17 protein-coding genes and 2 tRNA genes are annotated in these 24,669 nt (G+C 48.4%); 11 read left to right on the top strand and 8 right to left on the bottom strand.

All coding sequences use genetic code 11. The features are described 5' to 3' along the window. Positions 1-183 precede the first annotated feature (183 nt). Positions 184-903: a ComF family protein gene (locus BUA34_RS10120; protein ID WP_072829200.1), complete on the top strand. Its 720-nt coding sequence runs from the start codon at positions 184-186 to the stop codon at positions 901-903. Between the two features lie 41 nt (positions 904-944). On the opposite strand, the gene BUA34_RS10115 is transcribed toward BUA34_RS10120, so the two are convergent. Beyond that, a tRNA-Ser gene (locus BUA34_RS10115) sits at positions 945-1,025 on the bottom strand. An 88-nt stretch (positions 1,026-1,113) separates the two neighbouring features. Between BUA34_RS10115 and BUA34_RS10110 the strand changes: the two genes are divergently transcribed. Next, positions 1,114-2,295: an HD-GYP domain-containing protein gene (locus BUA34_RS10110; RefSeq protein ID WP_072829198.1), complete on the top strand. Its 1,182-nt coding sequence runs from the start codon at positions 1,114-1,116 to the stop codon at positions 2,293-2,295. 170 nt (positions 2,296-2,465) lie between these two features. Here BUA34_RS10110 and BUA34_RS10105 read toward each other — a convergent pair. Further along, positions 2,466-2,538 (bottom strand) — tRNA-Phe (locus tag BUA34_RS10105). A gap of 169 nt (positions 2,539-2,707) precedes the next feature. Between BUA34_RS10105 and BUA34_RS10100 the strand changes: the two genes are divergently transcribed. From BUA34_RS10100 to BUA34_RS10080, 5 genes are all read left to right on the top strand, one after another. Beyond that, a complete protein-coding gene (locus tag BUA34_RS10100) occupies positions 2,708-5,194 on the top strand; it encodes a CotH kinase family protein (protein ID WP_072829660.1) in 2,487 nt (828 codons plus the stop codon). 139 nt (positions 5,195-5,333) lie between these two features. Next, the gene (locus BUA34_RS10095; RefSeq protein WP_254794446.1) at positions 5,334-6,143 is read left to right on the top strand and encodes a class I SAM-dependent methyltransferase; all 810 of its coding nucleotides are present in this window, start codon (positions 5,334-5,336) and stop codon (positions 6,141-6,143) included. After that, positions 6,140-6,772, top strand: coding sequence for a UbiX family flavin prenyltransferase (locus BUA34_RS10090; protein ID WP_254794425.1), 633 nt, complete (start codon positions 6,140-6,142; stop codon positions 6,770-6,772). Before BUA34_RS10095 ends, BUA34_RS10090 begins: the two co-directional genes overlap by 4 nt. A gap of 21 nt (positions 6,773-6,793) precedes the next feature. After that, positions 6,794-7,684: a 4-hydroxybenzoate octaprenyltransferase gene (locus BUA34_RS10085; RefSeq protein WP_072829192.1), complete on the top strand. Its 891-nt coding sequence runs from the start codon at positions 6,794-6,796 to the stop codon at positions 7,682-7,684. After that, positions 7,671-7,892: a hypothetical protein gene (locus tag BUA34_RS10080; RefSeq protein ID WP_072829190.1), complete on the top strand. Its 222-nt coding sequence runs from the start codon at positions 7,671-7,673 to the stop codon at positions 7,890-7,892. The genes BUA34_RS10085 and BUA34_RS10080 overlap by 14 nt, the downstream gene beginning before the upstream one ends. Before the next feature lie 112 nt (positions 7,893-8,004). Here the strand turns inward: BUA34_RS10080 and BUA34_RS10075 are convergent, their stop codons facing one another. The 6 genes from BUA34_RS10075 to BUA34_RS10050 all read right to left on the bottom strand — a co-directional run bounded on the left by BUA34_RS10075 (position 8,005) and on the right by BUA34_RS10050 (position 19,590). Beyond that, a complete protein-coding gene (locus tag BUA34_RS10075) occupies positions 8,005-11,664 on the bottom strand; it encodes an FISUMP domain-containing protein (RefSeq protein ID WP_072829188.1) in 3,660 nt (1,219 codons plus the stop codon). A gap of 9 nt (positions 11,665-11,673) precedes the next feature. Next, a complete protein-coding gene (locus BUA34_RS10070; protein WP_175545449.1) occupies positions 11,674-15,654 on the bottom strand; it encodes an FISUMP domain-containing protein in 3,981 nt (1,326 codons plus the stop codon). A gap of 206 nt (positions 15,655-15,860) precedes the next feature. Beyond that, complete coding sequence (locus BUA34_RS10065; RefSeq protein ID WP_072829183.1) at positions 15,861-16,814, bottom strand: biotin--[acetyl-CoA-carboxylase] ligase; 954 nt, start codon at positions 16,812-16,814, stop codon at positions 15,861-15,863. Positions 16,815-16,999: 185 nt separating this feature from the next. Next, positions 17,000-17,452, bottom strand: a complete 453-nt coding sequence (locus tag BUA34_RS10060; protein WP_254794423.1) for a hypothetical protein — start codon at positions 17,450-17,452, stop codon at positions 17,000-17,002. Between the two features lie 153 nt (positions 17,453-17,605). After that, entirely contained in the window at positions 17,606-18,613 is a 1,008-nt protein-coding gene (tsaD, locus tag BUA34_RS10055; protein WP_072829177.1) for a tRNA (adenosine(37)-N6)-threonylcarbamoyltransferase complex transferase subunit TsaD, read from the bottom strand. Next, positions 18,610-19,590, bottom strand: a complete 981-nt coding sequence (locus BUA34_RS10050; RefSeq protein WP_072829172.1) for a CdaR family protein — start codon at positions 19,588-19,590, stop codon at positions 18,610-18,612. The genes tsaD and BUA34_RS10050 overlap by 4 nt, the downstream gene beginning before the upstream one ends. Before the next feature lie 45 nt (positions 19,591-19,635). On the opposite strand from BUA34_RS10050, the gene BUA34_RS10045 reads away from it, so the two are divergent. From BUA34_RS10045 to recJ, 4 genes are read left to right on the top strand one after another with little or no spacing between them, the layout of a single operon-like run. Then, entirely contained in the window at positions 19,636-20,523 is an 888-nt protein-coding gene (locus tag BUA34_RS10045; protein WP_072829168.1) for a cell division protein FtsX, read from the top strand. Next, a complete protein-coding gene (locus BUA34_RS10040; RefSeq protein ID WP_072829165.1) occupies positions 20,523-21,836 on the top strand; it encodes a murein hydrolase activator EnvC family protein in 1,314 nt (437 codons plus the stop codon). Before BUA34_RS10045 ends, BUA34_RS10040 begins: the two co-directional genes overlap by 1 nt. Further along, on the top strand, positions 21,818-22,957 hold the full coding sequence (locus BUA34_RS10035) for a DNA polymerase III subunit (protein ID WP_254794422.1): 1,140 nt from the start codon (positions 21,818-21,820) through the stop codon (positions 22,955-22,957). The genes BUA34_RS10040 and BUA34_RS10035 overlap by 19 nt, the downstream gene beginning before the upstream one ends. Then, positions 22,957-24,669 (top strand): single-stranded-DNA-specific exonuclease RecJ, encoded by a 1,713-nt coding sequence (gene recJ, locus BUA34_RS10030; RefSeq protein ID WP_072829162.1) that lies wholly within the window; start codon positions 22,957-22,959, stop codon positions 24,667-24,669. Before BUA34_RS10035 ends, recJ begins: the two co-directional genes overlap by 1 nt.

Genomic DNA, 24,669 nt, shown 5'->3' with positions numbered 1-24,669 from the left:
CGCTAATAAAAATTTACGAAAATTCCTTAGGACAAAAGCCTGAAAAAAGCGTGTTATATGAGTGTCGCAGAAAAAATGCTCGCATTTTTTCTATGACCGAATGACACCGCGGACGCCGAAGGCGTCAAAAGCGTGTTATAGAGATAGGGCGCGTTTTTGCGCCGGTTTATAGCAGGAGGCTTTATGGGCGTTTTAAGGACTGTGGCAAATTTTGTTTTTGGGATGGAGTGCCTGGGGTGCGGGACTTCGTCGGAGAGGCTAGACCCGTGGCTGTGTCCGGCTTGTGCTGCTGAACTTGCGCGCGAAGCGCTTTCGCCCTCTTTCCCGATTAATGGCGTTTTTTGCCTGTTCCCGATGCGGCCTTTGACGAGGCGCCTTGTACATGCCCTCAAGTACCGGAATATTCCCGGCTTGGCTTCTTACTTGGTGCGGAGTTCTTCGGCGGTAAAGCATGGGGAGGTCGCACAGGAACTTTCGATGCTGGCGCAACCGCTTTATTTTGTGCCGGTGCCGCTACATAGGGCGAGGTATCGCGAGCGGGGGTATAACCAGGCTGAACTTTTGGCGGCGGCACTTGCGACTGCGACTGGCGGTAAGGTGTGCCGCTGGCTAAAGCGCAAAACGTTCGTGGTTTCTCAGACAAAACTTTCGAAGGAAGAGCGCGAGTTGAATGTGGCGGGAGCTTTTGTCCCGGATTTTCCGCGGCTAATGCCCCCGCGGGGGAGTATTGTTGTCGTGGACGATGTGTTTACGACGGGGGCGACGACGTCGGCGTGTTTGGCTGCGTTTGGGGCTGATTTTGCGCTCCCGATGAATGTTTGTACGCTGATTTACGATGAGCCGGCGTCGGCTGCGGCCGACTTTGCGGCGGATTGCAGGGCGGATTGGGACGTGCTTCGATAATGGTGGTTGAAATAAAAAAAGCTCCCCGCAGGGAGCTTTTACGGAGGAAGAGGGACTCGAACCCCCAAGCCTTACGGCGGCGGTTTTCAAGACCGCTGACTTACCAATTAGCCTATTCCTCCAAATGGTGCGCAAAGAATAGAAAAATTACTTCGATATCGTCAACGATACTTTGCATTTTGTGCAGAATTAACTATTTTTTTACATACTATGAGCTATCAGGGAAATGCTACCGATCTTGGAGACGGCGAAGTCGCTGCTCTCTTGTTCGAGTATATGCCCAAAATTGCTGCTGAACATAAAACGGATAGCCTCCTGGTGCTTATGGCGGATTTGGGCCGAAAGATTGTTCAGGCCGACCGTTGCTCGCTTTGGCTCATCGACGAAGAAAAGAACGAATTGTGGACTAAGGTGGCTCATGGTGTAAGTGAGCTGCGTATTCCGCTTTCGGCGGGCTTTGTCGGGTATTCCCTCAAGACGGGTGAACCGGTGCTTGTCGAAGATGCGTACCGCGATGCTCGGTTTGATCGCCGCAGTGATATCAAGAATGGCTACCACACAACGTCTGTCATGACGATGCCGCTGGAAAGCGATGGCCGTGTGATGGGCGTGTTCCAGGCGATTAACAAGGTTGGCGACAATGTGTTCTTCTCCAGTAAGGACCTGGAACGTCTAAAGCTTATTTCAGTTTACTCTGCAAAGACGATTGAATCAGCTTTTCGTGCGCAAAAACTTGAACGCTATGCGGGAAAATTGGAACGTTATACCAATGAACTCAAGTCCGCGCACATGGAACTTATCCGAATCTTGGGCGAAGTCTCTGAATTCCGCAGTCAGGAAGTGGGCGACCACATTCACCGTGTTGCCGAAATTTCCTTGAAGCTTGCCCGATATTTGGGGCTGTCCTTGGAACAGCAGGAACTGATTTTCTATGCGGCTCCGCTGCACGATCTTGGAAAGGTCGGTATTCCTGATGTCATTCTGAATAAAGCGGGGCGTTTGACTCCTGAAGAATATAGCCGGATGAAGGCTCATTCCATAATCGGGCGTACTTTGCTCCGCGATTCCAAGACGGACTTGCTTTGCATGGCCTCTGACATTGCGGGCGCACACCACGAACGTTGGGACGGTATGGGCTATCCGGATAAGCTGAAAGGCGAAGAAATCCCTCTTGCTGCCCGTATTTGCGCTGTTGCAGACGTGTTGGACGCTCTTTCTAGCCCGCGTTGCTACAAGGCTGCCTGGCCCGAAGATCGAGTCAAGGAAGAAATGAAAAATTCCAGGGGCACGCATTTCCAGCCTGAACTCATTGACATCTTGATGGAACACTGGGATGATTTTTTTGCGTGTTATAGGCCCGGTGGCGAGTTTACCAAGAAGGGTTTGCTCTAATTTCCGTTAGGTTGTTTCAACCTGTGAATTAAATCACATGTAAAATTTTTTTGGCAGGGGAACGGGTCCTTTGCGCCAATTTTTTTTGAAAAAGATGCTTTTAGGCGGCTCTTATCTGGAAAAATGCCGAAAATAAAGAAAAAACCTCGATGAAAATCGAGGTTTCTTCGTGGTTCCGATTGGAATTGAACCAACGACACGCGGATTTTCAGTCCACTGCTCTACCAACTGAGCTACAGAACCATTTTGGTGACCCAATAATAGTTTAATTTTTGATGCTTGTCAAGGGTAAAGAGAATATTACTGTTATTTTTTTGAAAAAACTACTAAATTTAGAGTTGTTGGATGGAATTATGAGGTGTCCCATAGTAAAATCTGTGGGAAGTGTGTTTTTTATTTTTAGGTGGTCGCCGTGATTCGCTCAAAAAAATGGATTAGAGAGATTCTTTCTCTGGCTGCGGTTTTTGGCACAGCGTTTGTTGTTGGCTGTGCTGATGATAATAATGAAGGTGCATTTAATGCTCCGCAACAAGGTGGTCAGTGCCTAAATGCTAATGGGTGTGGGACCAGTAATCCGAAAGTTTCTTCTAGTTCGATGTATCCGTACTCTTCGAGCATGGATATCATACAAATTGTTACTTCGAGTAATGATACTATTAGAGATACTATTATTAATTATCTCCCGCCCGATACCGCACTCCGTTGGATCGGACAGTCTGCTTTACGTATAACCGAAATTTCTCCGCTGAACTTGGATTGGTTCGACGAAGAAGGCAATGATCCGTCTTGGGTCGAAATCTACAATTCCAGTGATCAGGATGTGGACCTTGAAGGTTACACGCTTGTTGAAAACTTGAAGAATTTGCGCAAGTGGGTGTTTGGCCGCGATGTTCTTAAGGCTAAATCCTTTAGAGTTGTATTCTGCGACAAGAAGAATATTTCTTCTGTAGCGATTGCTGATAATGGCGACCGTCACACTCGTCCGCATACCAACTGGAAGCTCGATAAGAATGGCGGTACGCTTTACTTGGTCGACAAGTTTAACGGAATTCGCGACTCGGTTGCCTATCCTGAATTGACAGCTGGACTCAGCTGGGGTATTGTCGATGGCGGTTATTGGAAGTATTTTGAAAAGGCTACTCCGGAACAGCCGAATACCTCGAAATCTTACGATGAAATTGTTCCTGATGCCGACATGAGTGGTCTCAAGTCTGGTTTCTATAATGAAGCGTTTACTTTGAACCCGCCTTCTCTTGCCGAAGGTGTCAAACTCCGTTGCACGACGGATGGCTCTGTTCCGACCGAAAATTCTCCGGAATTCAATTCTCCGAAGCGTATTGACCATAGCGTTGCTTTCCGTTGCGCTGCTTTCAAGAAGGGTGCGCTTTCGAGCAAGGTGACGACTCGTACGTTCTTCGTTGATGAAGAAGCCGTGAAAATGCCGATTGTTGCAATTAGTGTTGACTCCAGCTTCTTCCGTGAACATTATATCAAGACCAAGTGCGATGCTCCGAGAGGATGCGCCGATAGCGCTGGCCTTTATGCCGATGTGGAATATCCGATTCACGTTGAATATTTCGAAAAGGGCTCTTCGACGAAGGATGGCTCTACATGGGAAAAGGATGCCGGTATTTCTTTGATGGGTGGCTATAGCCGCTTGAACGACAAGAAGTCCGTTTCTATCCGCCTCCGTGAAGAATATGAAGACGGTAGCATCAATTATCCGTTGTTCGAAACACGCAAGGGCGTGAATGACAAGTATAAGTCCTTCAACTTGCGCAATAATGGTAACCGTTATGTGAGCGACTACATCGAAGATGCTATGGGTGGTGCTCTCCTTGAAGGAACGAGCGTAGACTACCAGAGAAGCCGCCAGGTGGTGGTGTTCTACAACGGCAAGTACTATGGCATCCATGACATGCGTGAACGCTTCAACAAGCATTACGTAGAAACGAACTACAAGATTGATGCCAACTCGGTGAACTTCATCAAGCATTTGGGTAAAGAAGTCGAAGCCAGCAATGGTACAATCGATGCCTACAACAATATGCTCCACTTTGTGGCAACAAACGATTTCTCTGGCGAAAACAATGCCAACTATGCTGCCGCAAAGTTGTTGCTCGATGTAGGCAACTTGGCAGATTACATGGCTGCAGAAATTTATATGCACAATGGTGACTGGCCGAACAACAATGTGCGTGCCTGGTCTGCTCCGGAACACCCGTGGAAGTTCATGGTTTATGACCTTGACCATGGCTTTGACTGGATGTGGGGCGTGAACGGCGGTGAATTTGACCAGTCCAGCAACATGTTCGCTTGGATCAAGAAGGGCGGCGGAAACAAGCCGTGCAAGGAAGAAGGCTGCTTTGCTAACCTCTATAATCAGCTTATCAAGAACCCGGAATTCAAGCGTATGTTCATCAACCGTTCTGCTTTGATGTTCAACAGCTATACGAACGGCAAGAATGTTGAAAAGATCGTTGATGCTATGGTTTCGACAATCGATAATAACGAAATGACGCGCGATCTTGAAAAGTTCAAGCAGAATGAAAGGTATTACCAGAACTCTTGCGGCCATGGATTCGATAAGACCGGCTCATGCATGAAGGAATGGGCTGGTAAGCGTGACTCCAAGGTCATTAGCGAATACGAAGAAGAATTCGGCTTGAGTGGAATGGCTACCGTGACAATCGCTGCTTCTGGAAGCGGCTCTGTGCTCATGGAAGGTGCAACGCTTCCGAGTAAGGAATTCAAGGGCAAGTTCTTCGTGGGTAACCCGATCTTGCTGACTGCTGTTTCTGCCGGTGGTACGTTTACCGGTTGGAGCGATGGCGTGACCGACAATCCGCGCCTCGTGGAACCGAAGGAAGGCGCTACCTTCACGGCTCAGTTCCAGTAATTTAGAACGACGAGTGCGCTACGGCGAGATGAGTCTTGCCGAGATGCGCCGCCGCTTGTGATGAAATTCGCGGCCTGGATGAAAATCCAGGTCGCTTTTTATTTCTACATTTTGTTATATGAAAAGTCCTGTGCGAAAAATGTTCGATGGCATTGCGAGCCGCTATGATTTTTTGAATCATTTCTTGAGTTGTTATCAGGATGTCCTGTGGCGTAGATATTGTTGCAAGAGCCTGAAGAAGATGATGGCTGCGGACATGTTCACGGAAAAGTCGCAGACTGTTGGATCGCGAGACGAAATGCCGCTTGAAAAGTCTATTTCGAAAATGCCACTTGAAATGCCGCGCGGTTTGAATAAAGTGCGTCTTTTGGACTTGTGCGGTGGCACGGGTGACTTTGCCAATACGTTCCGCAAGATTTTTGAATCGGGTTGCAAGTGCGAAAGTGCGCGCGACTTTGTTGTGGACCCGGCGGTGATTGGCGATTTTTCGTACGGGATGCTCGCCGAAGTCAAGCCGAAAAAAATTGATGCGCATGCGGTGCAACTCGATGCCATGAAAATGCCATTTGCAGAGAGACAATTCGACGTAATCCTAAACGGTTTTGGTATGCGCAATGTGCCCGATGCACGTGGCGCCTTGCTGGAATCGTATCGCGTGCTAGATGCTGGTGGCTACCTTTGCGTTCTGGAATTTTTTTCGCCAAGGAATTTGTTCAACAAGTTCTTTTATAAAGTTCTTGCACCGCTTTTTATACCTGTAATGGGCGCTTTTTTTAGTGGCAAGCGCGATGCCTATGAATATCTGGTGAATTCAATTATCCGATTCCTGCCGGTTGATGCATTCTGCAAGATGGCCGAAGAATGTGGTTTTGAAGTCAAGAAAGTAAAGATGTTCGATGGCGGAATTTCGTTTGGCGTGTTCTTGCGTAAGCCTGAGAGTGCTGCATGAGTCGATATGTGCTAGGCGTTACGGGTGCAAGCGGCATTATTTATGCCACGCGCACAGCGATGCATTTGCATCGCTGTGGTCACGATGTGACGCTCATCGTGACGCACCCGGGAAAGCAAGTGCTGGAATACGAAGGCCAAAATGCTCTCTATGACTATTGCAAAGATGTTTGCAATGTCGATGATTTCTTTGCGGAATGTGCTAGCGGTTCTAGCGATATTGCGGGCATGGCAGTAGTGCCGTGCTCCATGGGAACGCTTGGACGTATTGCGGCGGGAACATCGGACAACTTGCTTGTGCGTGCAGCAGATGTTTGCCTCAAGGAACGCCGCCCGCTTGTGATTGTGCCGCGCGAAATGCCGTATAACTTGATCCATATCGAAAATATGAAGCGTGTGACTTTGGCGGGGGCTGTCGTGATTCCTGCTTCGCCGCAGTTCTACAGCAAGCCTACGACAATGGAAGAACTCGTGGATACCGTGGTCGCGAAAGTTCTGAAGCATTTGGGCGTTGAACAATCGCTTGTCGCGAGTGTTGCTAAAGTGTGGAGCGGGGAAGAAAGGAGATTCCCGCTCCCCGGAACAAGTCCGGGGCAAGCTCCAGCGGGAATGACAACCAATGACCATTGACCAATGACTAATAACTAAACCATGAATAAAATCCTTGAATTTACACATCTTGTTCGTTTGAGCCATTCGCTTTTTGCGATGCCTTTTGCGCTTGGTTCCATGTGGGTTGCTGCAAATGGATTCCGCGATATGAGCGCTTACGAAACAGCCCGCATTTTCGTTCTGATAGTCCTTTGCATGGTGACCGCCCGTAATAGCGCCATGAGCTTTAACCGCATTGCCGATGCCAAGTTCGATGCTGAAAATCCGCGTACGGCAAAACGTCATTTACCGGCAGGGCGCCTTAGCCGTAAATCGGTGATTGCTTTCCTTGCGTTGAATGGAATCTTGTTCGTGCTGTTCGCTGCGCTTTTGCAGCCCCTCGCGGGCTTACTCGCGTTTCCCGTGTGGTTACTGTTGCTCTCCTATTCTTACTGGAAACGCTTCTCGTGGCTTTGCCACTGGTTCCTCGGCTTTGCCATCGGAATGAGCCCGCTCGGCGCCTGGATTGCGGTGCGTGGCGAATTTGCGGTGTTCCCGATTTTTCTCTTGTTCATTCTGATGCTCTGGATGGGAGGCTTCGATATCATTTATGCAACTCAGGACATTGAAATCGACCGCAAGCAGGGATTACATTCCGTGCCCGCGCGGTTTGGAATTGAAAAGTCTTTGCGCATTGCTTTGGCGAGCCATTTGGCGATGCTTGCTCTTTGTGTGGTATTCGGCTTTTTCTGGAATATGGGTTGGATTTGGTGGACGGTCACGGGACTCATGACCGCTGCAATAGTCTATATTCACTTGTTCAGAAAGTCCAATGATTTGGATGCCATGAACCGCGACTTTTTCCTCGCGAATGTTGCTATTAGTGCCCTTGTGATGGTTGGGCTTATTGTTTGGATTTGCCTTGGAGGTGATGTCAATGCCCTTTATTAACAGACCGAACGGAAAATTCACGAACGAAGAAAAAGTGAAAATGTTCCACCAAATGGGTGGCGTTGCTGCTGTTTTAGCGCTTGTCTGCGTGATACTCCTCGAAACAGGTGCCGCAGATCAAAATCGTGAATTGGTGGACATGGGCCTTACCGCGATGATTGTGATGCTTGCCGTTTCGCTTATCGGCAGCATGTACTTCAAAAAATAGTAGACAGTAGGAAGTATGTATAAAGAAATGCCGCCCGATGAACAGATCGGGCGGCATTCTTGTATAAATTCTCGTATAAAGAAAGCGCCCGCTGTTGCGGACGCTTCAAGTTTTATTTCTTTATGCAGCGGACTGCAAGACCATTTTTTTTCATCTCTTGATTGAAACCGTTGTTTGAAGTCCTGTTGCTTGTGAAATACAATTTCATTGCTGTGGAGTCTGTCATTTGTTCAGAACTCCAGAAGTACCTGTTATCGTTGTAAGTAGTCATTGTGAGTTCTTCTGTGTAGTCAATTCCATTTCTGTAAAAAATGTTGATGTAGCCTGCTGGTAATGCTGAAAAACCGCAGATGTCCGTGTTTGCGGAGTCGGTTTTGGCAAGATCCTTGCGGAGATCGGCGGGACTGCATTCTTGAAGCAATTGATTCCAATCGATGGTTGTCGGTAGCCTCCACCCGCTAGGGCAAATGCCTTGATGTGAATCAGGATCAGGAATGTCTACAATGCTTGGATTGTTGTTTTTAGGGAGCCCTACAGCCATGTTCCAGCTGTAAAGGCGTCCGAAAGTCTCGCATCCGTTTTGAGTGCCTCCGCACCAGCTTCCATCGACATTGTAATTCAGGTTTTCTGCCAACCATTCTTGCTTGCCTATTTTGATGGTCTTGTATTTTTTCCCGTCTCTAGCGTCTGTGATGGAACCGTAATCGGCAGGGTCTCTAATCCAAACACCATCGTAGCAAATAAAGTTTTTCCCGTTCATTATTCCTTTGCGGCCTTCTTTCGCAAGGTTACATGCACCAAAGAAAACATCGGGAGATGGTGCTGGTATCCAGGCGTAGCCTTCTGTGTAGTGTTCTGCCTTTTTCGTTTTGCAATAGTATGAAACACCTTGGTAGGATATAGTATCATTAACTCTTTTTTTCGTGCAAACGCCATCGACCGAGTCTAGTGCTGTGAGTACGTACCAGCCATCATCAAAGTATGAACTGAATAGTCCTTCATCACAATAGGCGCGTTGCCCTTTGGCTCCGATAAAAGTTCCGTATAATGATGAATTTAGTTCATTGCAACGACCATAGTTGCCCCATTCAGTTGAGGCTGTTTCCCATTCTGAATAATTTGTTCTACAGATGTAATCTGTTCCGTTATAAACGCCCCATTTCAATTTAGAATCATAAGCGTCGCATAACCCTAAAGCTTCAATTACTGGGGTATATTTAACCCAGGTCGGGTTTGCGCAATTCCTTGTCCCGATACACCCATATTTATCGCCTTTGAGTGTAACGGTTTTGCCTCGGGTGTCGCAGGTGCATTCTCCGAATTGCTTATAAAGATCTGTGACAACTTTCCATGTCTTGTTTTGAGAGCAGAAGAAATCGACTTTGTCGAGTGTCTTGGTTTCACCTTTGTTGGTTTCGGTGCAGTTGCCCAGAGCTGTTGCTGCTGTGATAGATGTCCATGTTTGTGACTTGCATTGGTATATGGCGTTTGTCGATGAGTAAACGACAATTTCGCCTTCTCTTTTGGTGGTGCAAATTCCGTCTTCTACTTCGAGGTCTGTGGCTTGTGTCCATTTCTCGTTACGGCAGACATAGAGCTTTTCTTGGTACGTGGTAGACTCGTTTTCGCGTTCCGTGGTGCACAATCCATTTATGGATTCAATACCGGTGACTTCAGTCCATCTCTTGCTTCGGCATACGTAGGTCTTGTTCTGGTACTGTACGAGTTCTTTTTCTCGTTCTGCGGTGCAAGAATCGTGTACGAGAACAAGCGTCGGGATGACCCAGCCGGTTTTTGTACAGATATATTCCGTAGAGCCGACTTTGCCTGTTTTCTTCAACTTTTGCTTTGTGCAAACACCAAGGGAATCGTCTTGTGTTGTTTTTTCGCGCCAGCTGTCGAAGGCGCAGACATACCAAGTCGTTTTGTTGTTTTCTTTGAATCCGTCTTTTTTACCTTCGTTTTCGTCTGAACATGTCCCGAGAGCTTCTGCTTTTGTTGCGGTGCGCCACTTGGTATCGCAAATGTAGCTCGTCGCATATCGGTCAATTCTGACTAATCCTTTGAATTCAGGAACGCAATAGCCGAGATCGCTTTCGGGATATTCGAGGTATTCCCATTTGGGGCCGTCCTTGCAACCGTAATCGTTACCCCACAGGTACTTCATTTTGTATTTGAACGTGGAATCGCATACGCCAAGGTAATCATCGGCAACAGCTTTACGCCAACCGGAATCGTCACAGTAGTAATAGGAGCTTGTTCCAATCGTGTCCAGTTTTCCTTTTTTATCCGGAGTGCAAAAACCGAGACTATCTTCGACGCTTGTCACTTTTTCCCAGTTGTTGTTCTTGCGGCAGGCGTAAGTTGTTTTTTCGAATTTGACGGTGCTGAAATATTTGGTGCTGTCGCATTTGCCGAATAATTCAACTAAAGTAGCTTTGCGCCAACTGGTTGAATCGCAGTAATAGTGCGTTGTATCGTTTTTCGTCATGATGGAGTCGATTTTGCCCTTTTGTTTTGGCGTGCAGACACCGATTTCTTTTTCGGTGCTGTTCAATGTCGTCCATGTTTTTGTAGTGCGGCAAGCGTAAGATGTGTCTTGGTGTTTTTTGACGGTATAGTATTTGCTCGAATCACATGGACCAATGTAGTCTATGAGGACGGCTTTGCGCCAACCTGTAGAATCGCAGACGTAATCCGTGGTATCGCCCTTGTTTATTTCGGACTTCATCTTATTTACGCTGTCTGGAGTGCAGAGCCCGATGGCGGATTCGATGGAGGAGGGCTTGCGCCAAGTGGATTCATCGCAGATATAGCTTTGACCGTTCAGTTTCCGCACTTCCCATTGATTTTTCTTGGTGCAACTTGCGTCTACATCGTTCATGGTTGCAAGTTCCCAGGAGTAGTTGCAAATGTACAATGAGTCTTTGTAGTAGTGCTTTTCGCCGCGTTCCGAAGATGGGCAGGAATTGTCATCGGCTTCGACCCATTTCTTTCTGTTGCAGCGGTAGTTGGAACCCTTGCTTGCAACGAAGAATTCGCTGAGGTTGCTGTATGTGGTGGAATCGCAAATGGGGAGCTGCTTATCGTTTTCGACGAAGTGCGATACCTTCATGCAGCGGAGTGCGTAATAGGCGCTGTAGTTGGCGTCGGGAAAATCGTATTTGCCTTTGCTGTTGGCTCTGAAAATATTGAAATCGGAGGTCTGGTAGTAGGCTTCTTTGCCGCTGCGACTGCATTGGAGTTCTCCGTTTACGGTTTCGCAGTAGCCGGACATTTGCGGATTGAATCCGAAAGCGGGGTCGGCGATATTGTTTGTAAAGCTGACCATATATTTGAAGTCGGCTTCCGTGGGTACTTTAAAACCGCTTGGACACGCTTGGGAGGCGCTCGAACTTTGGTACAGGCGACCGAATATTTTGCAGTTGTCGGTATCTTCATCGTAACAGGCGCTGCGGGAAATCTTGTAGTTCGCATTTTCGGCCATCCAAGTGTATGGACCGAACTGGATTGTCTTGTAGGTCTTTCCGCTTTTTTCGTCGAGAATTTCACTCTTGATGATGTTTACGATGCCTGCATTGGATTTGTATTGGGTTCCTGTAATGGAGGTGTCCTTGAATGCGTCACCTCCGAGGTTGTCGTCGTCATCTTCATTTGTTGTAGGCGATGTCGCGTTGCTGCCATCATCGCTACCGCAAGCGCTTATGTAAAACGGAAGAACAAGGCATAAAGAAAAAAATGCTTTTCGGAAAGATTGTTGCGAAATATTCATGTTGCCACCTTAATTAGAACCCGATTTTATGCAACGGATGGAGTAACCGTTTCTCTTAAGCCTTGAATATAACGGGTTTGTGATATTGGTTTTCACGGAGAGTGATGCCGCTGTTGCGAAGTCCTTGTCGTTCTGTTCTGAACTCCAGAAAGCAATTTCGCTACCGATGGAACTGAGTTCTTCTGTGTAGTCAGTATTGTTTGTTTGTTTAACGTTTTCGTAACCCGTCGGTATTGCTGTGAATCCGCAGAAATCGGTATGTTCAGAATCGTATCCTGTAAGAGTTGTTCTGAGTTCGGCTACGCTGCATTCTTTTAACAGTGTTGCCCAATCTGTACTTGAGGGTACGCGCCATCCGTCAGGGCAAATACCTTGATGATTTTCAGGATTTTCGATGTCTACTAGAGTTGGGTTGTAATTTTTTGGAAGACCCATGGTCATGTCCCAGCTGTATAGGCGGCCATACTTGACGCATCCATTGAGGTTTCCGCCGCACCAGCTGCCTTCAACTTCGTACTTCAAGTTTTCGGCCATCCATTCTTGTGTACCAATTTTGATGGTCTTGTATTGCTTTCCGTCTCTGGAGTCTGTTATGGATACATAGTCGGTTGGATCTCTATGCCATAGACCATCGTTGCATTGGTAATGGCTACCTTCAAATGAAACGGTTACGCCGTCGTTGGATGATGTGCATTTGCCGTAATATTCGGTCATCTTGGTTGCAGGAATCCATCTGTAAACTTTAGAAGTGTTTTTACCGCAATAATAATATTCCCCTTCAAAAGTCAATGTGTCGCCAAGTTTGTTGAAGTAGCAGGGGCCTTTGATGCTATCGATGGGTTGTAATGCGTACCAGCCATCAGTTTTTGAATTGGATGGTTCCATATCGACATTGCAATAATAGTGTTGACCTTTAAAGCCTACTGTTTTACCGAGTCTTGCGGGAAATCTGTCATCGCAGATAGAATACATGGCCCAAAGAGATGAGGCTGTGTACCACTCTCCGTCATCATTGCATACGTAATCTTTTCCCTCGTAAACCGTCCAATCATATGTATTCCCGTAGCAGAATCCTAAAGCTTTGTCCAAATCGTTCTCTTTTCGCCATTTATGACGTTTTGAGTCATTACCATTTTCAGTGACGCAACCGTAATTATATCCGTTATAGACTTTGCTTATTCCATAACTTTTGGAATCGCACTTTCCAAGTTCTTTATCAAGCGCGTCGTATTCTTGCCAGCCTTCGGGCTGGGAGCAATAGTATTGTTTTTCGCGGTATTTTACAATTTTCCCTTCTATGGCCTTGGTACATTTTTCGAGAACGTTCCAATAAGGTGCGATTTCCCATTCATCGTCATCGCAAAAATAGTGGTTTCCATTGTATTCGTATATTTTGTGTTCATCTCTTTTTAGACACATGCCGAAGGTTAAATCAAGGGAGTCCAGTTTTCTCCAGTAATAGCCCGCACAGCCGTACGTTTCATTTCCGAATTCGACAATCTTTCCCTTTATAGAATTAGTGCATTTTCCATAAGCATCTTCGATGGCGTATTTTTTCCATCCGTCTTCTTTGCAGATGTAGGTGACGTTATTGTCGGATGCTATTTTGCCCAATGTTCCTTTGTAGCACAGGCCTATAGATTTCTCTAGACTTGTGTAGGTGCGCCATTCCTTGTTGATGCAGGCGTACTTGATGGAACTGTAAGTTTTTTCGAGGCCTTCGTTGTCTTCATCGCATACGCCGAGAACTTCGTCTTTTGTTGCTACTCTCCAGAGCGAGTCGCAAATGTAAATCTTGTTTGTGCTGTCTGCTTTCAAGGTGCCTTTAAGTTTGGGCGTGCAGAATCCGAATACCGTTGTGGGGTGCGTGAGCTTTTCCCAAGATTTGGCATTTTGGCAGCCGTATGTAATTCCGCTGACTGTCTTTGATGTATAGAGTTTTGTGGAATCGCATGCACCGTAATAGTCATAAACAGTCGCTGTTCGCCAACCGGTGGTATCGCAGATGTAACTTGTTCCACTTGATTTTATGGTGTCAATTTTGTCGTAAATCTTGGGCATGCAAATGCCGATGCTTTTTTCGGTGCTGCTTAGGGTTGTCCATTTGTTTGTGGTGCGGCAAGCGTAAGAGCTTCCTTTGTATTCGACGGTGTTATAGAACTTGGTCGAATCGCATTTCCCGGCGACATCTTCCAAGACAATGCTGCGCCAACCTGTGGAATCGCAAATGTAGCTTGTACCGCTAGATTTTAAGGAGTCGATTTTACCGTAAATCTTTGGGGTGCAAACGCCAAGATTCTTTTCGGTGCTGCTCAAAGTTGTCCACGATTTTGTGGTGCGGCAAGCATAGGTGCTTCCTTTGTATTCAACGGTGCTGTAGAACTTTGTGGAATCGCAGGTGCCATGGAAGTCCGCCAAGACGGTGCTGCGCCAGCTTGTGGAATCGCAATAGTAAGATTCGTAGCTGCTGGAACTCTTGAGTGAATCGATTTTGCCGTTTTTGCTCGGAATGCAGAATCCGATGGAATCTTCGCGAGCGGTTGCTTTACGCCAGCTGGAATCCCTACAGAGGTAGTTCTTGCTGTAATTTTTCTTTTGCTCCCATTGCCTGTCTTTGGTGCACTGGCCGATGGAGTCAATGAGTACAGCCTTGCGCCAGCCGGTTGTGTCGCAGAAGTAATGCGTGGAATCCGACTTGGTTTTCAAGGTTTTCATTTTATTCAGGCTGTCAGGAGTGCAAAGCCCGATGGAATCTTCGATGGTGCTGGGCTTACGCCAAGTGGAATCATCGCAGATGTATTTTTTCCTGTAGTTTATTTTGAGTGCCCATTGATTTTTGGCAGTACATGTGCCAATGGAATCGATGAGTACAGCCTTGCGCCAGCCTGAAGAATCACAGATGTAACCTGTGGTGTCGTCATCGTCGATGTAGGCTTTTGTCTTCTTTAAACTGTCGAGATTGCAAAGCCCGATGGCGGTTTCGATGGTGGAGGGCTTGCGCCAGGTGGAATCGTCACAGATGTAGTTTTGACCGTTCAGCTTGCGGACTTCCCACTGATTTTTTATGGTGCAGCTGGCATCTACATCGTTCATCGTTGCGTATTGCCATGTGCCTCGGCAAACGAATAAGGTGTCTTTGTAGTAATGCTTCTCGCCACGTTCCGCGGAAGGGCAGGAATTGTTGTCGTCGGCCTCGACCCATTTTTTTCTGTTGCAACGGTAGTTGTATCCTTTGCTTGCAATGTAGAAGTTGCTGAGGCTATTGTATGTTGTGGAATCGCAAATGGGGAGTTGCTTTTCGGTTTCGACAAAGTGCGAAACTTTTACGCAACGGAGAGCGTAATAGGCGCTGTAATTGGCTTCAGGGAAATCGTATTTGCCATTACCGTTGACTCTGAAAATATTGAAATCGGAGGTTTGGTAGTATGCTTCTTTGCCTCCACGGCTGCACTGGAGTTCGCCATTTACGGTTTCGCAGTAGCCGGACATTTGCGGATTGAATCCGAAATCGCGGTCGGTGATGTTGCTTGCGAAACGGACGATGTACTTGAAGTCTGCTTCGGAGGGAATCTTGAAACCGCTTGGGCATGCTTGGGAGGCATTCGTGTTTTGGTACAGGCGTCCGAGTTTTTTGCAGTTGTCCGTATCTTCGTCATAGCAGGCGCTGCGGGAAACTTTGTAGTTGGCGTTTTCGGCCATCCATGTGTAAGGGCCGAATTGGATTGTTTTGTAGGAATTACCGCTTTTTACGTCTAAAATTTCGTCTTTGATGATGCTTACAACACCGACATTGGAATTGTAAGTAGTGGCGGTAATGGAGGTATCTTTGAAATTTTCACCACCGAGGTTGTCTTCGTCATCTTCTTCAATGTCGTTGTCGTTTTCTGCCGCGCTGCTGCCGCTGTCGCCACCGCAAGCGTACATGAAAAACGGAAGAATTAGACACGCTGAAAACAGTGTCTTCCTGGATGCACTTTGAAAAATGTGCATATTGCCTCCTTATTTTAGGCGCAATATACAAATATTTTAATTGTATGAGTATGGTTACAATTTTTTGTGCAAAAGAAGTGTTGTAAACGTTGTACGTTTGAGAATGTGCACAAAATACATTTGAAAAAACGTGGGGAAAGTGCACGAAATGCGCATGAAATATGTGCACAAATGTGTGGAAATTGCGTATGAGAATGCGCGGAAAATTAGATCTCTAAATCTGCAGAAATGACGGTTTCGATTGTGCCGTCATCGCATTTGAAGAGCAGGCTGCCGTCATCTTGCATGTCGATGATGGTGCCGGATTTTTTGATAGCACCTTCGCCTGTTTCGCGGTTTTGATCGGTGCAGCGGTTGTTTACGACAATGGTGCCGCGGGCGCCAATGAACTGGTCCATGCGTTTCCATGCAGCGACCCAGGGGCGAATGCCGAATGCTTTAAACTGCCCGATGGCGCGTTCGAGATTCCCGATGAGTTGTTGCAAAAGTATTTCTCGATTGATTGTGCGCCCGAAAATGGCTTTGAGCGTAGTGACTGCTCGGTTCAGGTGGGCATAATCTTCGGGATCGCTGTTGACGTTGATGCCGATTCCCATGTTGAGTGCTGGGCGCGGCGCATTCTCACTTGTCGTCCCCGATTGATGTGTGCGTGTATAAACGATTTCCGCTAAAATTCCGCAGAACTTGCTTTTGCCAAAGAGAATGTCGTTCGGCCACTTGACTGTAATTTTCGGGGCGGTTACGATTTCTGGTTTTGCGCGGTTTGCGTTCGTGGGGGTGGCGCATTTATCGACCGCGTTTACATTTGCGAACTGCGCGCTGTCCTGAATTGCGGAATGAATATTATTGAACGTTTCTGCAAACGTGAGTGCCGCCACTTGCGTAATTTGTGCGAAACGATTGGCGGGGATGCCTTCTAGCGGGATTAGAATATTGAAGTAAAGGTTTTTTCCGGCGGGGGAGTCCCAGGTTCGTTCGTGACGTCCATGTCCATTGCTTTGAGAATCGGCAACAAAGAGTGTCCCGGGTGCGATTTCTCCATTGCTCGCCATGGCCTTCATGAGCTTGTGCGTACTTTCGATTGTCTCGAAAAGAAATGCCGGTGCGCTACCGAAACCCGTAAGCTGCCAATCTGTGAATGCACGTTCTTGCGAAAACATTTGCTAGTCGTTAGTTATTAGTCATTGATCGTTAGAAAATCTAGTAAAAGGAGATGCCCGATCAAGTCGGGCATGACAAATACAGAGATGCCCGCTTGGTGGCGGGCATGACATGGACGGCGATTCTCGATTTTTGCTGCAGTCCTAATTCTGAACTCTTCATTCATAACTGCGGCTATGCCGCTCTATTCGTCTGCTTGTTTTTCTTGAAGTTCCTTGAGTGCTTCGTCGGGGAAAATCTTGAAGAACTCCTGCTTGCGGTCTTCAAACAGTTGCAACATGCGTTCCTGTTCAAACTGCTCACGGTCGATGTTTTGCATAAAGAATTCATCTCGTGCAAAGTCGCGGCTCTGAATCATCTTTTTGATATCTTCGGACAAGTCAATGTTGTCCCAAAGGATGTAATACGAACCGATAAAACCGTCAGCAAAAATATCAACGTTCAACTTGACATCGTTGGTTTTCGTTGAATCGACCATCTGAACTTTGGTTTCGCGCTTTTCGGGGCGGAAAACATCTGCGTCGCTGATAGGTTTGTTCAAGTCTTGTGCCCACGAAGCCGCAACGAGACAAATTATCAAAAATGCCACTCGGGAACCGATGGCTGCACGAACCTTCTGTGTTACTTTGAATACCATATCTATAATATAAAATGAAATGTTGCGAAAAACAAACATAAGTGAGGGGGATGGCAAGAAAAGAAGGTTGTGTTTGGGGTAAAATAAAGAAGTCCGCTTGCGCGGACCTGATAAACTGTATTATATAGGGGATTACCGCCCACGGCCTATGGCCTACAGTGCGAGCGGCATCCACGGCTTCACGACATCAATGGACTCGAGCTTGCCTTGCAACTTGCGGCGGATGGCTGCTGCGGCAATCATCGCTCCGTTGTCCGTACTCAGGCTGCGGTCGGGAACGCAAAAACGGATTCCTTTCTTGTCGCAGTAATCCTGCAGACGTGTTCTGAGCCAGCTGTTGGCACTTACGCCTCCGCCCATCACGAGAGTTTTCATCTTCGTTTTCTTGAGCGCGTTGATGGTCTTTGTGACAAGGCTATCGACAATGGCATCTTCGAGCGATGCGCAAATATCGCCAAGGTTCTGCTGGATAAATTCTGGGTCGTGCGTTTCGGTGTAACGGAGTACGGCGGTCTTTAGGCCGCTGAACGAAAATTCGCAGTTGTCATGGGTGTGGAGCGCACGCGGAAATTCGATGAATTTGCGGTTCTTGTCCTTGCCCAAACGGCTGATGGTGGCACCTGCCGGGTATTTCAGTCCGAGGAGCTTTCCGCATTTGTCGAATGCTTCGCCGGCGGCGTCATCGCGGGTACGTCCGATGCTTGTGTACTTGAAACCCGGTTCTTCCATCACAAGTTCCGTGTGGCCACCCGAGACGGTGAGCGTCAAAAACGGCGGTTCGATGTCCGGGTTAGAAAGCCAGGCTGCAGCGAGATGCCCTTCGAGATGGTTCATGCCATAAGCGGGAATGTTCAAATCGCGGGCAAGCCCTTTGGCAAAACTAGCGCCAACAAGGAGGGGACCCATGAGGCCTGGACCCGTGGTGTAGGCGATAGCGTCAATATCCTTGAGCTCAATGCCTGCTTCTTTAACGGCTGCTTCGGCAATGGGGGCGATTTTTTGGAGGTGCGCACGCGCTGCGATTTCGGGGACAACTCCTCCGTAAAGCGCGTGTTCATCAATTTGGCTATAGAGAGGGTTCGAAAGAACTTTAAGCGGGTCGTCTTGCAAAACGGCACATGCAGTTTCGTCGCAGCTGGTTTCAATTCCAAGCCAAATCATATTCCATAATCCTCGTCTTTGTTCTCGTCCTCGGTTTTTGTCTTGATAAGCTTGATCTTGTCGGGTTTGACAAGAACTGCCTTGATGGACATATTGCGGTCGATGTCTGGCGGCAGGTTCAACTTGATTGTCGGTGCAAGGCTGTCGGCATCTTCGATGGCGAAACGATTGTATTCGATGAAAAGTTCGATATCGTTGTGCTGGATGGCTTCAATGACCTTTTCACCGCCAGTGACTTCAACTGTAGCTTGCTGGGGAGAGAGCGTGTTCAAAGCGCGGTCGTAGAAACCGATAAGGTGGATGGGGATGTTCTTGAATTCTTTGGACTTGATTTTTTGAACATCGACAAAAATCTTTGCGACAGTATCGCTCGGTGTTACAAACGGCGGAAGCTGATCGGTCGCGAGCGGGACAGAGAACGTCTGGCTTTCCTTGATGCTGTCCTTGAAGATGGAATCTGTCGGGATGTCGATAATGCGCGTGAGGGCGTTCCTAGCGCCAGAAACCATGAGGTCTTCTTGCATGAGCTTGGGTTGCTGAACGATAACGTAGCCCGGAGCGGCGCTGAATGTCACATTGTTCTTGATGGGGATGCTGCGTTCGATTCGGGTGTCGACGGCAACGTCAATGAAGAGGTATTGGTTGTCGGGTTCCACATAGTGGACGCTTGTAAAGTTCGGGGCCACGAAGTTCTTGGAATCAAGATGGATGCGCTTGGAGCCGAGTTCGGCAAGGTGCATGTCGACAACCATCGCGGCCTGCTTTTGCGACTGCAGGCGGATGAGGTCGAGGGGCTTTCCTTCGACAATCACGGAAACGGTGCTAGGCGGTTTAGATGCAATCGCGAGTGCTTCGGGCAATTTCACGAACGTAAGCGGAACTTCCATTGTCAGTTGGAAGTCCTTGAGCGAGATGACATAGAACCAAAGGGCCATCGCGCATACCAGTGCGGTAATCTTTAATATGATGTTTCCCATAAAAGCCCCATAAAGAACCTCTATAAATTTAATTATATTCCAGACGTGTTCGGACAATTAGGTTACTTAATATCGGAATCTTTTCGAGGATGGAAGCAGCACCGCACGGTGATTCTCCCGTCTCTTTTGACAATTTTTCTGTGCTCGCTTCTGTTGGCGTCATCTTTTGCGGCGTTGGGAGTTTCGTTTAAGCTTCTCTCTGTCGAAAAATCGTTGTACGTCATTGAAGCGTTCTTGAACGAGAATGTTCCCGAGGATTCCATTCCGGCAATCCAGACGAGGCTTGAGCATTTTCGCCATGTAGAGTCGGTCTCGTTTGTGAGTGCGGATTCTGCGCTTTCGGATTTTCGCCGTCATTTTTCATCGGATATGCTGGATCTTGTCGAAGGGAACCCGATTCCAGCATTTTTCCGTGTATCGCTGAGCGATGAGGCTCGTAATCCGCTGGACCTTTCCGAAGTGCGACATGCAATTGCAGAGGAGACTGTTTTTGAAGAGGTGCAGGCTCCGGTAAAATGGGCTTCGCGAATAGCATCGTGGAAGTTCAAGATGATTTTCTGGCCGATTTGCATCAGTATCCTTTTGCTCATTACGCTCTCGCTCATTATTTGCAATTCGGTGCGTCTTTCGCTCATGTCCCGCAAGCTCTTGGTCGAGAACATGAAATATGCCGGCGGCAGTTACTTGTTCATTGAATTCCCGTTTGTACTGGAAGGGGCGATGCAGGGATTTATCGGGAGCGGCGTTGCCGTGTTGCTGCTTGGGCTTGTAATCAAGTCCGTGGTGAAAATGTTCCCGATTGTGGCAACCGGAGTCTCGTATTTTGGAATCGTAGTACTCTTTACGGTACTCCTTGAAACAGCTCTTGCGGGTTACTTTAGTTTCCGCACGGTGCGAAGTTTCTTGTTCGAAAAGAAAGGTGAGCAGGAATAATGCGCCGTATATCTCGGTTGTTTCTGTTGGTGTTTTTAGCCTTTGCCGTTATGGCCTTTGTGCCCGCTACTGTTTGGGGTGCGCCTTTAAAACGGACAGATACGCAGATTGACGAACAAAAGAACGCGCTCAGAAAGCTGGAAGTGGACCTTGCAAAGAAACGTGAGGAACTTGCCGTCCTTGAAACCGAAGAGAAAGGTGTCTTGAACACGATTTCACTTTTGGACCAGAACCTGAACCGCACAAGGTCTTACCTTTCGGAACTGACCCGCAATGAAGATATGTTGCAAGGGGCCGTGAAGCAACTTGTGATGGATATCGATTCGCTTGACATGAAAATCAAGGCGCGTAAGCGGGCCATGCGAAAACGTATCCGTAATTTGTATGTATATGGCCGTAGCAATGATGCCGAAATTCTTTTTAATCTTCTGACCAAGAACGGTAACCCGGAACGCGAAGTTTACTGGGTGCACCATTTGCTGAACCGCGACCGCGAGGACGTGGAAACGCTCCGAAAGCTAGTTGCCGAACGTACGCAGAAGCAGCAGGCGCAAGAGAAACACTTGGCTGAACTTTCGAGACTCCGCTCCCGCAAGGCGGTCGAGGAACGAGGTCTTGTGGCGCAGATGAACGGTCAGGCGCGCATGCTGAACTCCCTGAAACACGACAAGGCAGTGCAGCGCATGGCGCTCAAGGAATTCGAACGCAACCAGAAGACCATGCTTGCGCTCCTCAAAAAGCTTGAACAGCGCCGCAAGCGCGAAATCGAAGAAGCGAAAAAAGCCGAGGCGGCCCGCCTTGCTGCCCTCAAGAAAAAGGAAAAGGCGGCCGAGAAAAAGCGCGAAGCGGATAAGAAACGCGAGGAAGAAAAGGCTCGTCAGGCCGAAGCGGCGAAAAAGACCATTCAGGTTTCTCCGTTCAAGGGCCCGAAGTGCATGCCTCTCGATGGCCCGATTATCAGCGAATATGGCCTACAGGAACATCCGGTGCTCCACATCATGACGCGTAACTTGGGTGTCGAAATCCGAGGTAAACGGGGTGGACGCATTCGTGCTGCCGCAGCGGGAACTGTTGCGATGGTTGCCGAAATTGATGGTCGCGGACCTTCAGTTATCATTGAACACGAAGATGGAACGTACACGGTGTACGGTCACATGAAAGCAATCCACGTCCAAGAGGGCAAAAGTGTCAAGAAATGCGAAGAAATTGGAGAAGTGGGCGATATTGCTTCGTTAAATGGAATTAAATTGTACTTTCAAGTAAGCGAAGGGACGCAAACCGTGGACCCGTTGCAATGGTTGAAACAAAAATGATCGAATATCGCTTGAATGGCCCCGCCTCCCAGGAACGAATCCGCATTCGTCTTATGGCGGCGTTGCGTGAGAACCGCTTCCCGCAGTCGATTCTGATTGACGGTCCTGTGGGGATTGGCAAAAAGGCTTTGGCGATGGAAATTGCCCAGGCATTGCAGTGCACGAACCCGAGCGTTCGCCCCTGCGGCAATTGCTTTGGCTGCAAGATGGCGACCGATACCGGCGTGACCGACAACTGGGTCGTGCCGATGGAAGCGAAAGAGGCTAGTGCCCGCAATGCGGCCGATGTCTCTGCCGGGAGTTCCGCAAAGACCATTCAGGATTTTAAGCAGGCCTACATCGAAGAAATTGCAAAGAACCCGTACCGTGTCGATATTTTCAGTGCGGGCGCCGTGATTTCGGTGGAACTCATCCGTACGATGACCGCTTCCTTTGCGATGAAGGGCGACCGCGTGCGCGTGGTGATTATTGCCGAGGCCGATCGCATGAACGATTCTGCTGCAAACGCGTTCCTCAAGACGCTCGAAGAAGTTCCGCCGAACACGTATTTCATTTTAACGACATCTTCTCGCGAAAAGCTTTTGCAGACCATCCGGTCGCGCTGCTTGGCGCTCCACTTGCCACCCCTTACCGACGAAGAAGTTCGCGCTGAGGCGGTTCGCGTGGGCGGTGAAGAATTTGACGAATCGACTTTGACCGACGATGTAATCGGGCTTGCCGTAGGGTCGCCTGGCATGGCGCTTTACTACGCCGAGCATGCAAAGGCTTGGTGCTCGCTTGCAGTTGATTTTATTGAAAAGTCGCTTTCGCAGGATTACACGGACTTGTTCTTTGAACTCGAAGATGCCGAGCTTGAAGACCCGGCTGTCGTGAACCGATTCTTGGAAGTCCTTTCGTTCTTGATTTCGGATTTGCTGCGTAAACAATCGGGCGCTCCGCTCCGTATTCCGGATGCTACTGGTCGCGTGAATCTTGAACGCTTCCCGCAGGTGGGGGCTTCGGCCTTGGAACTTGCGCTCGTGTGTGTTCAGGAGACCATGTCGAGAATCGCCTCAAGGCGAATGGCGGCCGTGATGTGCCTCCAGAACCTCGCGATGAAACTTTTTGAAGGCTACAAGTAATGGAAGATCTTGTCGCCTCCACATTGTCCTCCACGTTGAAAATCCCGCATGCAGTTGCGCGATTCCTTGTATCGCGTGGTATAAGGACGGTGTCCGATGCTTACCACATGCTTTGCTGCAGCGAAAACGATGTGCACGATCCGTTCCTCATGATGGGGATGGACAAGGCGGTGGAATGGATTTTGGGCGTTCGCGAACGTGGCGAACGTGTGTTCATTTTTGGCGACTACGATTTGGATGGCATGACCTCGGTAACGCTTTTGACGCGCTGCCTAAAGACGGTCGGCATTGAATCGGAATGGAGACTGCCGAACCGCTTTGGCGATGGCTACGGACTCTCGGTTTCTGCCGTTGATGAAATGTACGAGGCGGGTGCCCGCAGCTTGATTACAGTGGATACGGGCATTACTGCGAATTTGGAAATCGCTCATGCCAAAGAGCTAGGTATGGCAGTCCTTGTGATGGACCACCACCAGCCTTCGGGCGATGGACTTCCGGTAAGCGATGTGCTTTTGGACCCGCACCAGGAAGGCGACGATTACCCGAACCCGGAACTTTGCGGTGTCGGTGTTTCGTATAAATTTATTTGTGCCTTGTACAGCCGCCTTGGGCTCCCGAATCCGGTGGAATACTTGGACTTGGTGGCACTTGGTACACTTGCGGACCTTGTGCAGATGACGCCTGAAAACCGCTATTTTACGCGGTCTGGGCTTGAATATTTAAAGAATAGCCGCTGGCCTGGAGTGCAAGAAATGTACTCGTCTCTCATGAAACCCCATAGCTGTGTGGGTGGCATTGACGTGATGTACAAATTGGCTCCGCTTTTGAATGCCCCGGGACGTATGGAACGCCCGGACCCGGCCCTTAAACTTCTTTTGTGCGAAAACAAGAGCGAGGCTTCGCAGCTCCTTGCGGAACTGAAGGAATGGAATAAGCGTCGTAAGGACAAAGAGGCCGAAATCACCGAAATGGCGATGGAACAAGTCAAGGCTCTTTATGGCGAAACCATCCCGACCGTGATTGTTGTTGCAGGTGAAAACTGGCATGTGGGCGTGATTGGCATTGTGGCTGCAAAACTTGCTCAGGAATTCCACAGGCCCTCAGCGGTGCTTTCGATTATCGATGGCATGGCGCATGCGAGCGCTCGTGCCGTTCCTGGATTCAACTGGCACAAGGCGCTATTCGAAAGTCGCGAGCTTTTTGACCGCTGGGGCGGGCATGCGAATGCCGCGGGCTTTTCGCTCGAAGCCGGGAAAATTGAAAAATTGCGTGGGCGCCTGTTGCAGTCAGCAAAAGAGCAGGGTTACACAGGAGAAATCGTCAATACCGACGAATCGTACCCGTTCGATATCAAGATTGCACTCCGTGAACTGACTGTAGAAACGCGTGTGCCGACAGGGCGTTACCCGATTCGTGAACGTTCGATTCTTGAATATATTGATTTGCTAGAACCGTTTGGCGGAAACTTCCCATACCCTGCATTCCGTGCCGAAGGCGTTACCGTACATCGTGTGCGTGAACTCCGCGGAGGGCATTTGCAGATGGAAATTTCGCAGGCGGGGAGTGCGGTGTTCCCGGCAATTGCTTTTGGACTCCGCAAGAGCAAGGCTTTGCTTGGGCGTTCTCGACCGATAACGGTTGTGTTTGAGCCTATTTGGAATTATTACAACAACAGTAAGACGGTGCAACTTTGCATCAAGTCCATAGAGTAG

Source organism: Fibrobacter sp. UWB12, from assembly GCF_900142485.1.
Taxonomy (GTDB): domain Bacteria; phylum Fibrobacterota; class Fibrobacteria; order Fibrobacterales; family Fibrobacteraceae; genus Fibrobacter.
Note: the sequence above shows the minus strand (reverse complement) of the source record. Positions and strands in the feature narration are given on the sequence as shown.

Coding starts and splice junctions, on each gene's coding strand:
- BUA34_RS10120 (WP_072829200.1), top strand. CDS start 184: ATGGGCGTTTTAAGGACTGTGGCAAATTTTGTTTTTGGGATGGAGTGC.
- BUA34_RS10110 (WP_072829198.1), top strand. CDS start 1,114: ATGAGCTATCAGGGAAATGCTACCGATCTTGGAGACGGCGAAGTCGCT.
- BUA34_RS10095 (WP_254794446.1), top strand. CDS start 5,334: ATGTTCGATGGCATTGCGAGCCGCTATGATTTTTTGAATCATTTCTTG.
- BUA34_RS10090 (WP_254794425.1), top strand. CDS start 6,140: ATGAGTCGATATGTGCTAGGCGTTACGGGTGCAAGCGGCATTATTTAT.
- BUA34_RS10085 (WP_072829192.1), top strand. CDS start 6,794: ATGAATAAAATCCTTGAATTTACACATCTTGTTCGTTTGAGCCATTCG.
- BUA34_RS10080 (WP_072829190.1), top strand. CDS start 7,671: ATGCCCTTTATTAACAGACCGAACGGAAAATTCACGAACGAAGAAAAA.
- BUA34_RS10075 (WP_072829188.1), bottom strand. CDS start 11,664: ATGAATATTTCGCAACAATCTTTCCGAAAAGCATTTTTTTCTTTATGC.
- BUA34_RS10070 (WP_175545449.1), bottom strand. CDS start 15,654: ATGCACATTTTTCAAAGTGCATCCAGGAAGACACTGTTTTCAGCGTGT.
- BUA34_RS10065 (WP_072829183.1), bottom strand. CDS start 16,814: ATGTTTTCGCAAGAACGTGCATTCACAGATTGGCAGCTTACGGGTTTC.
- BUA34_RS10060 (WP_254794423.1), bottom strand. CDS start 17,452: ATGGTATTCAAAGTAACACAGAAGGTTCGTGCAGCCATCGGTTCCCGA.
- tsaD (WP_072829177.1), bottom strand. CDS start 18,613: ATGATTTGGCTTGGAATTGAAACCAGCTGCGACGAAACTGCATGTGCC.
- BUA34_RS10050 (WP_072829172.1), bottom strand. CDS start 19,590: ATGGGAAACATCATATTAAAGATTACCGCACTGGTATGCGCGATGGCC.
- BUA34_RS10040 (WP_072829165.1), top strand. CDS start 20,523: ATGCGCCGTATATCTCGGTTGTTTCTGTTGGTGTTTTTAGCCTTTGCC.
- BUA34_RS10035 (WP_254794422.1), top strand. CDS start 21,818: ATGGTTGAAACAAAAATGATCGAATATCGCTTGAATGGCCCCGCCTCC.
- recJ (WP_072829162.1), top strand. CDS start 22,957: ATGGAAGATCTTGTCGCCTCCACATTGTCCTCCACGTTGAAAATCCCG.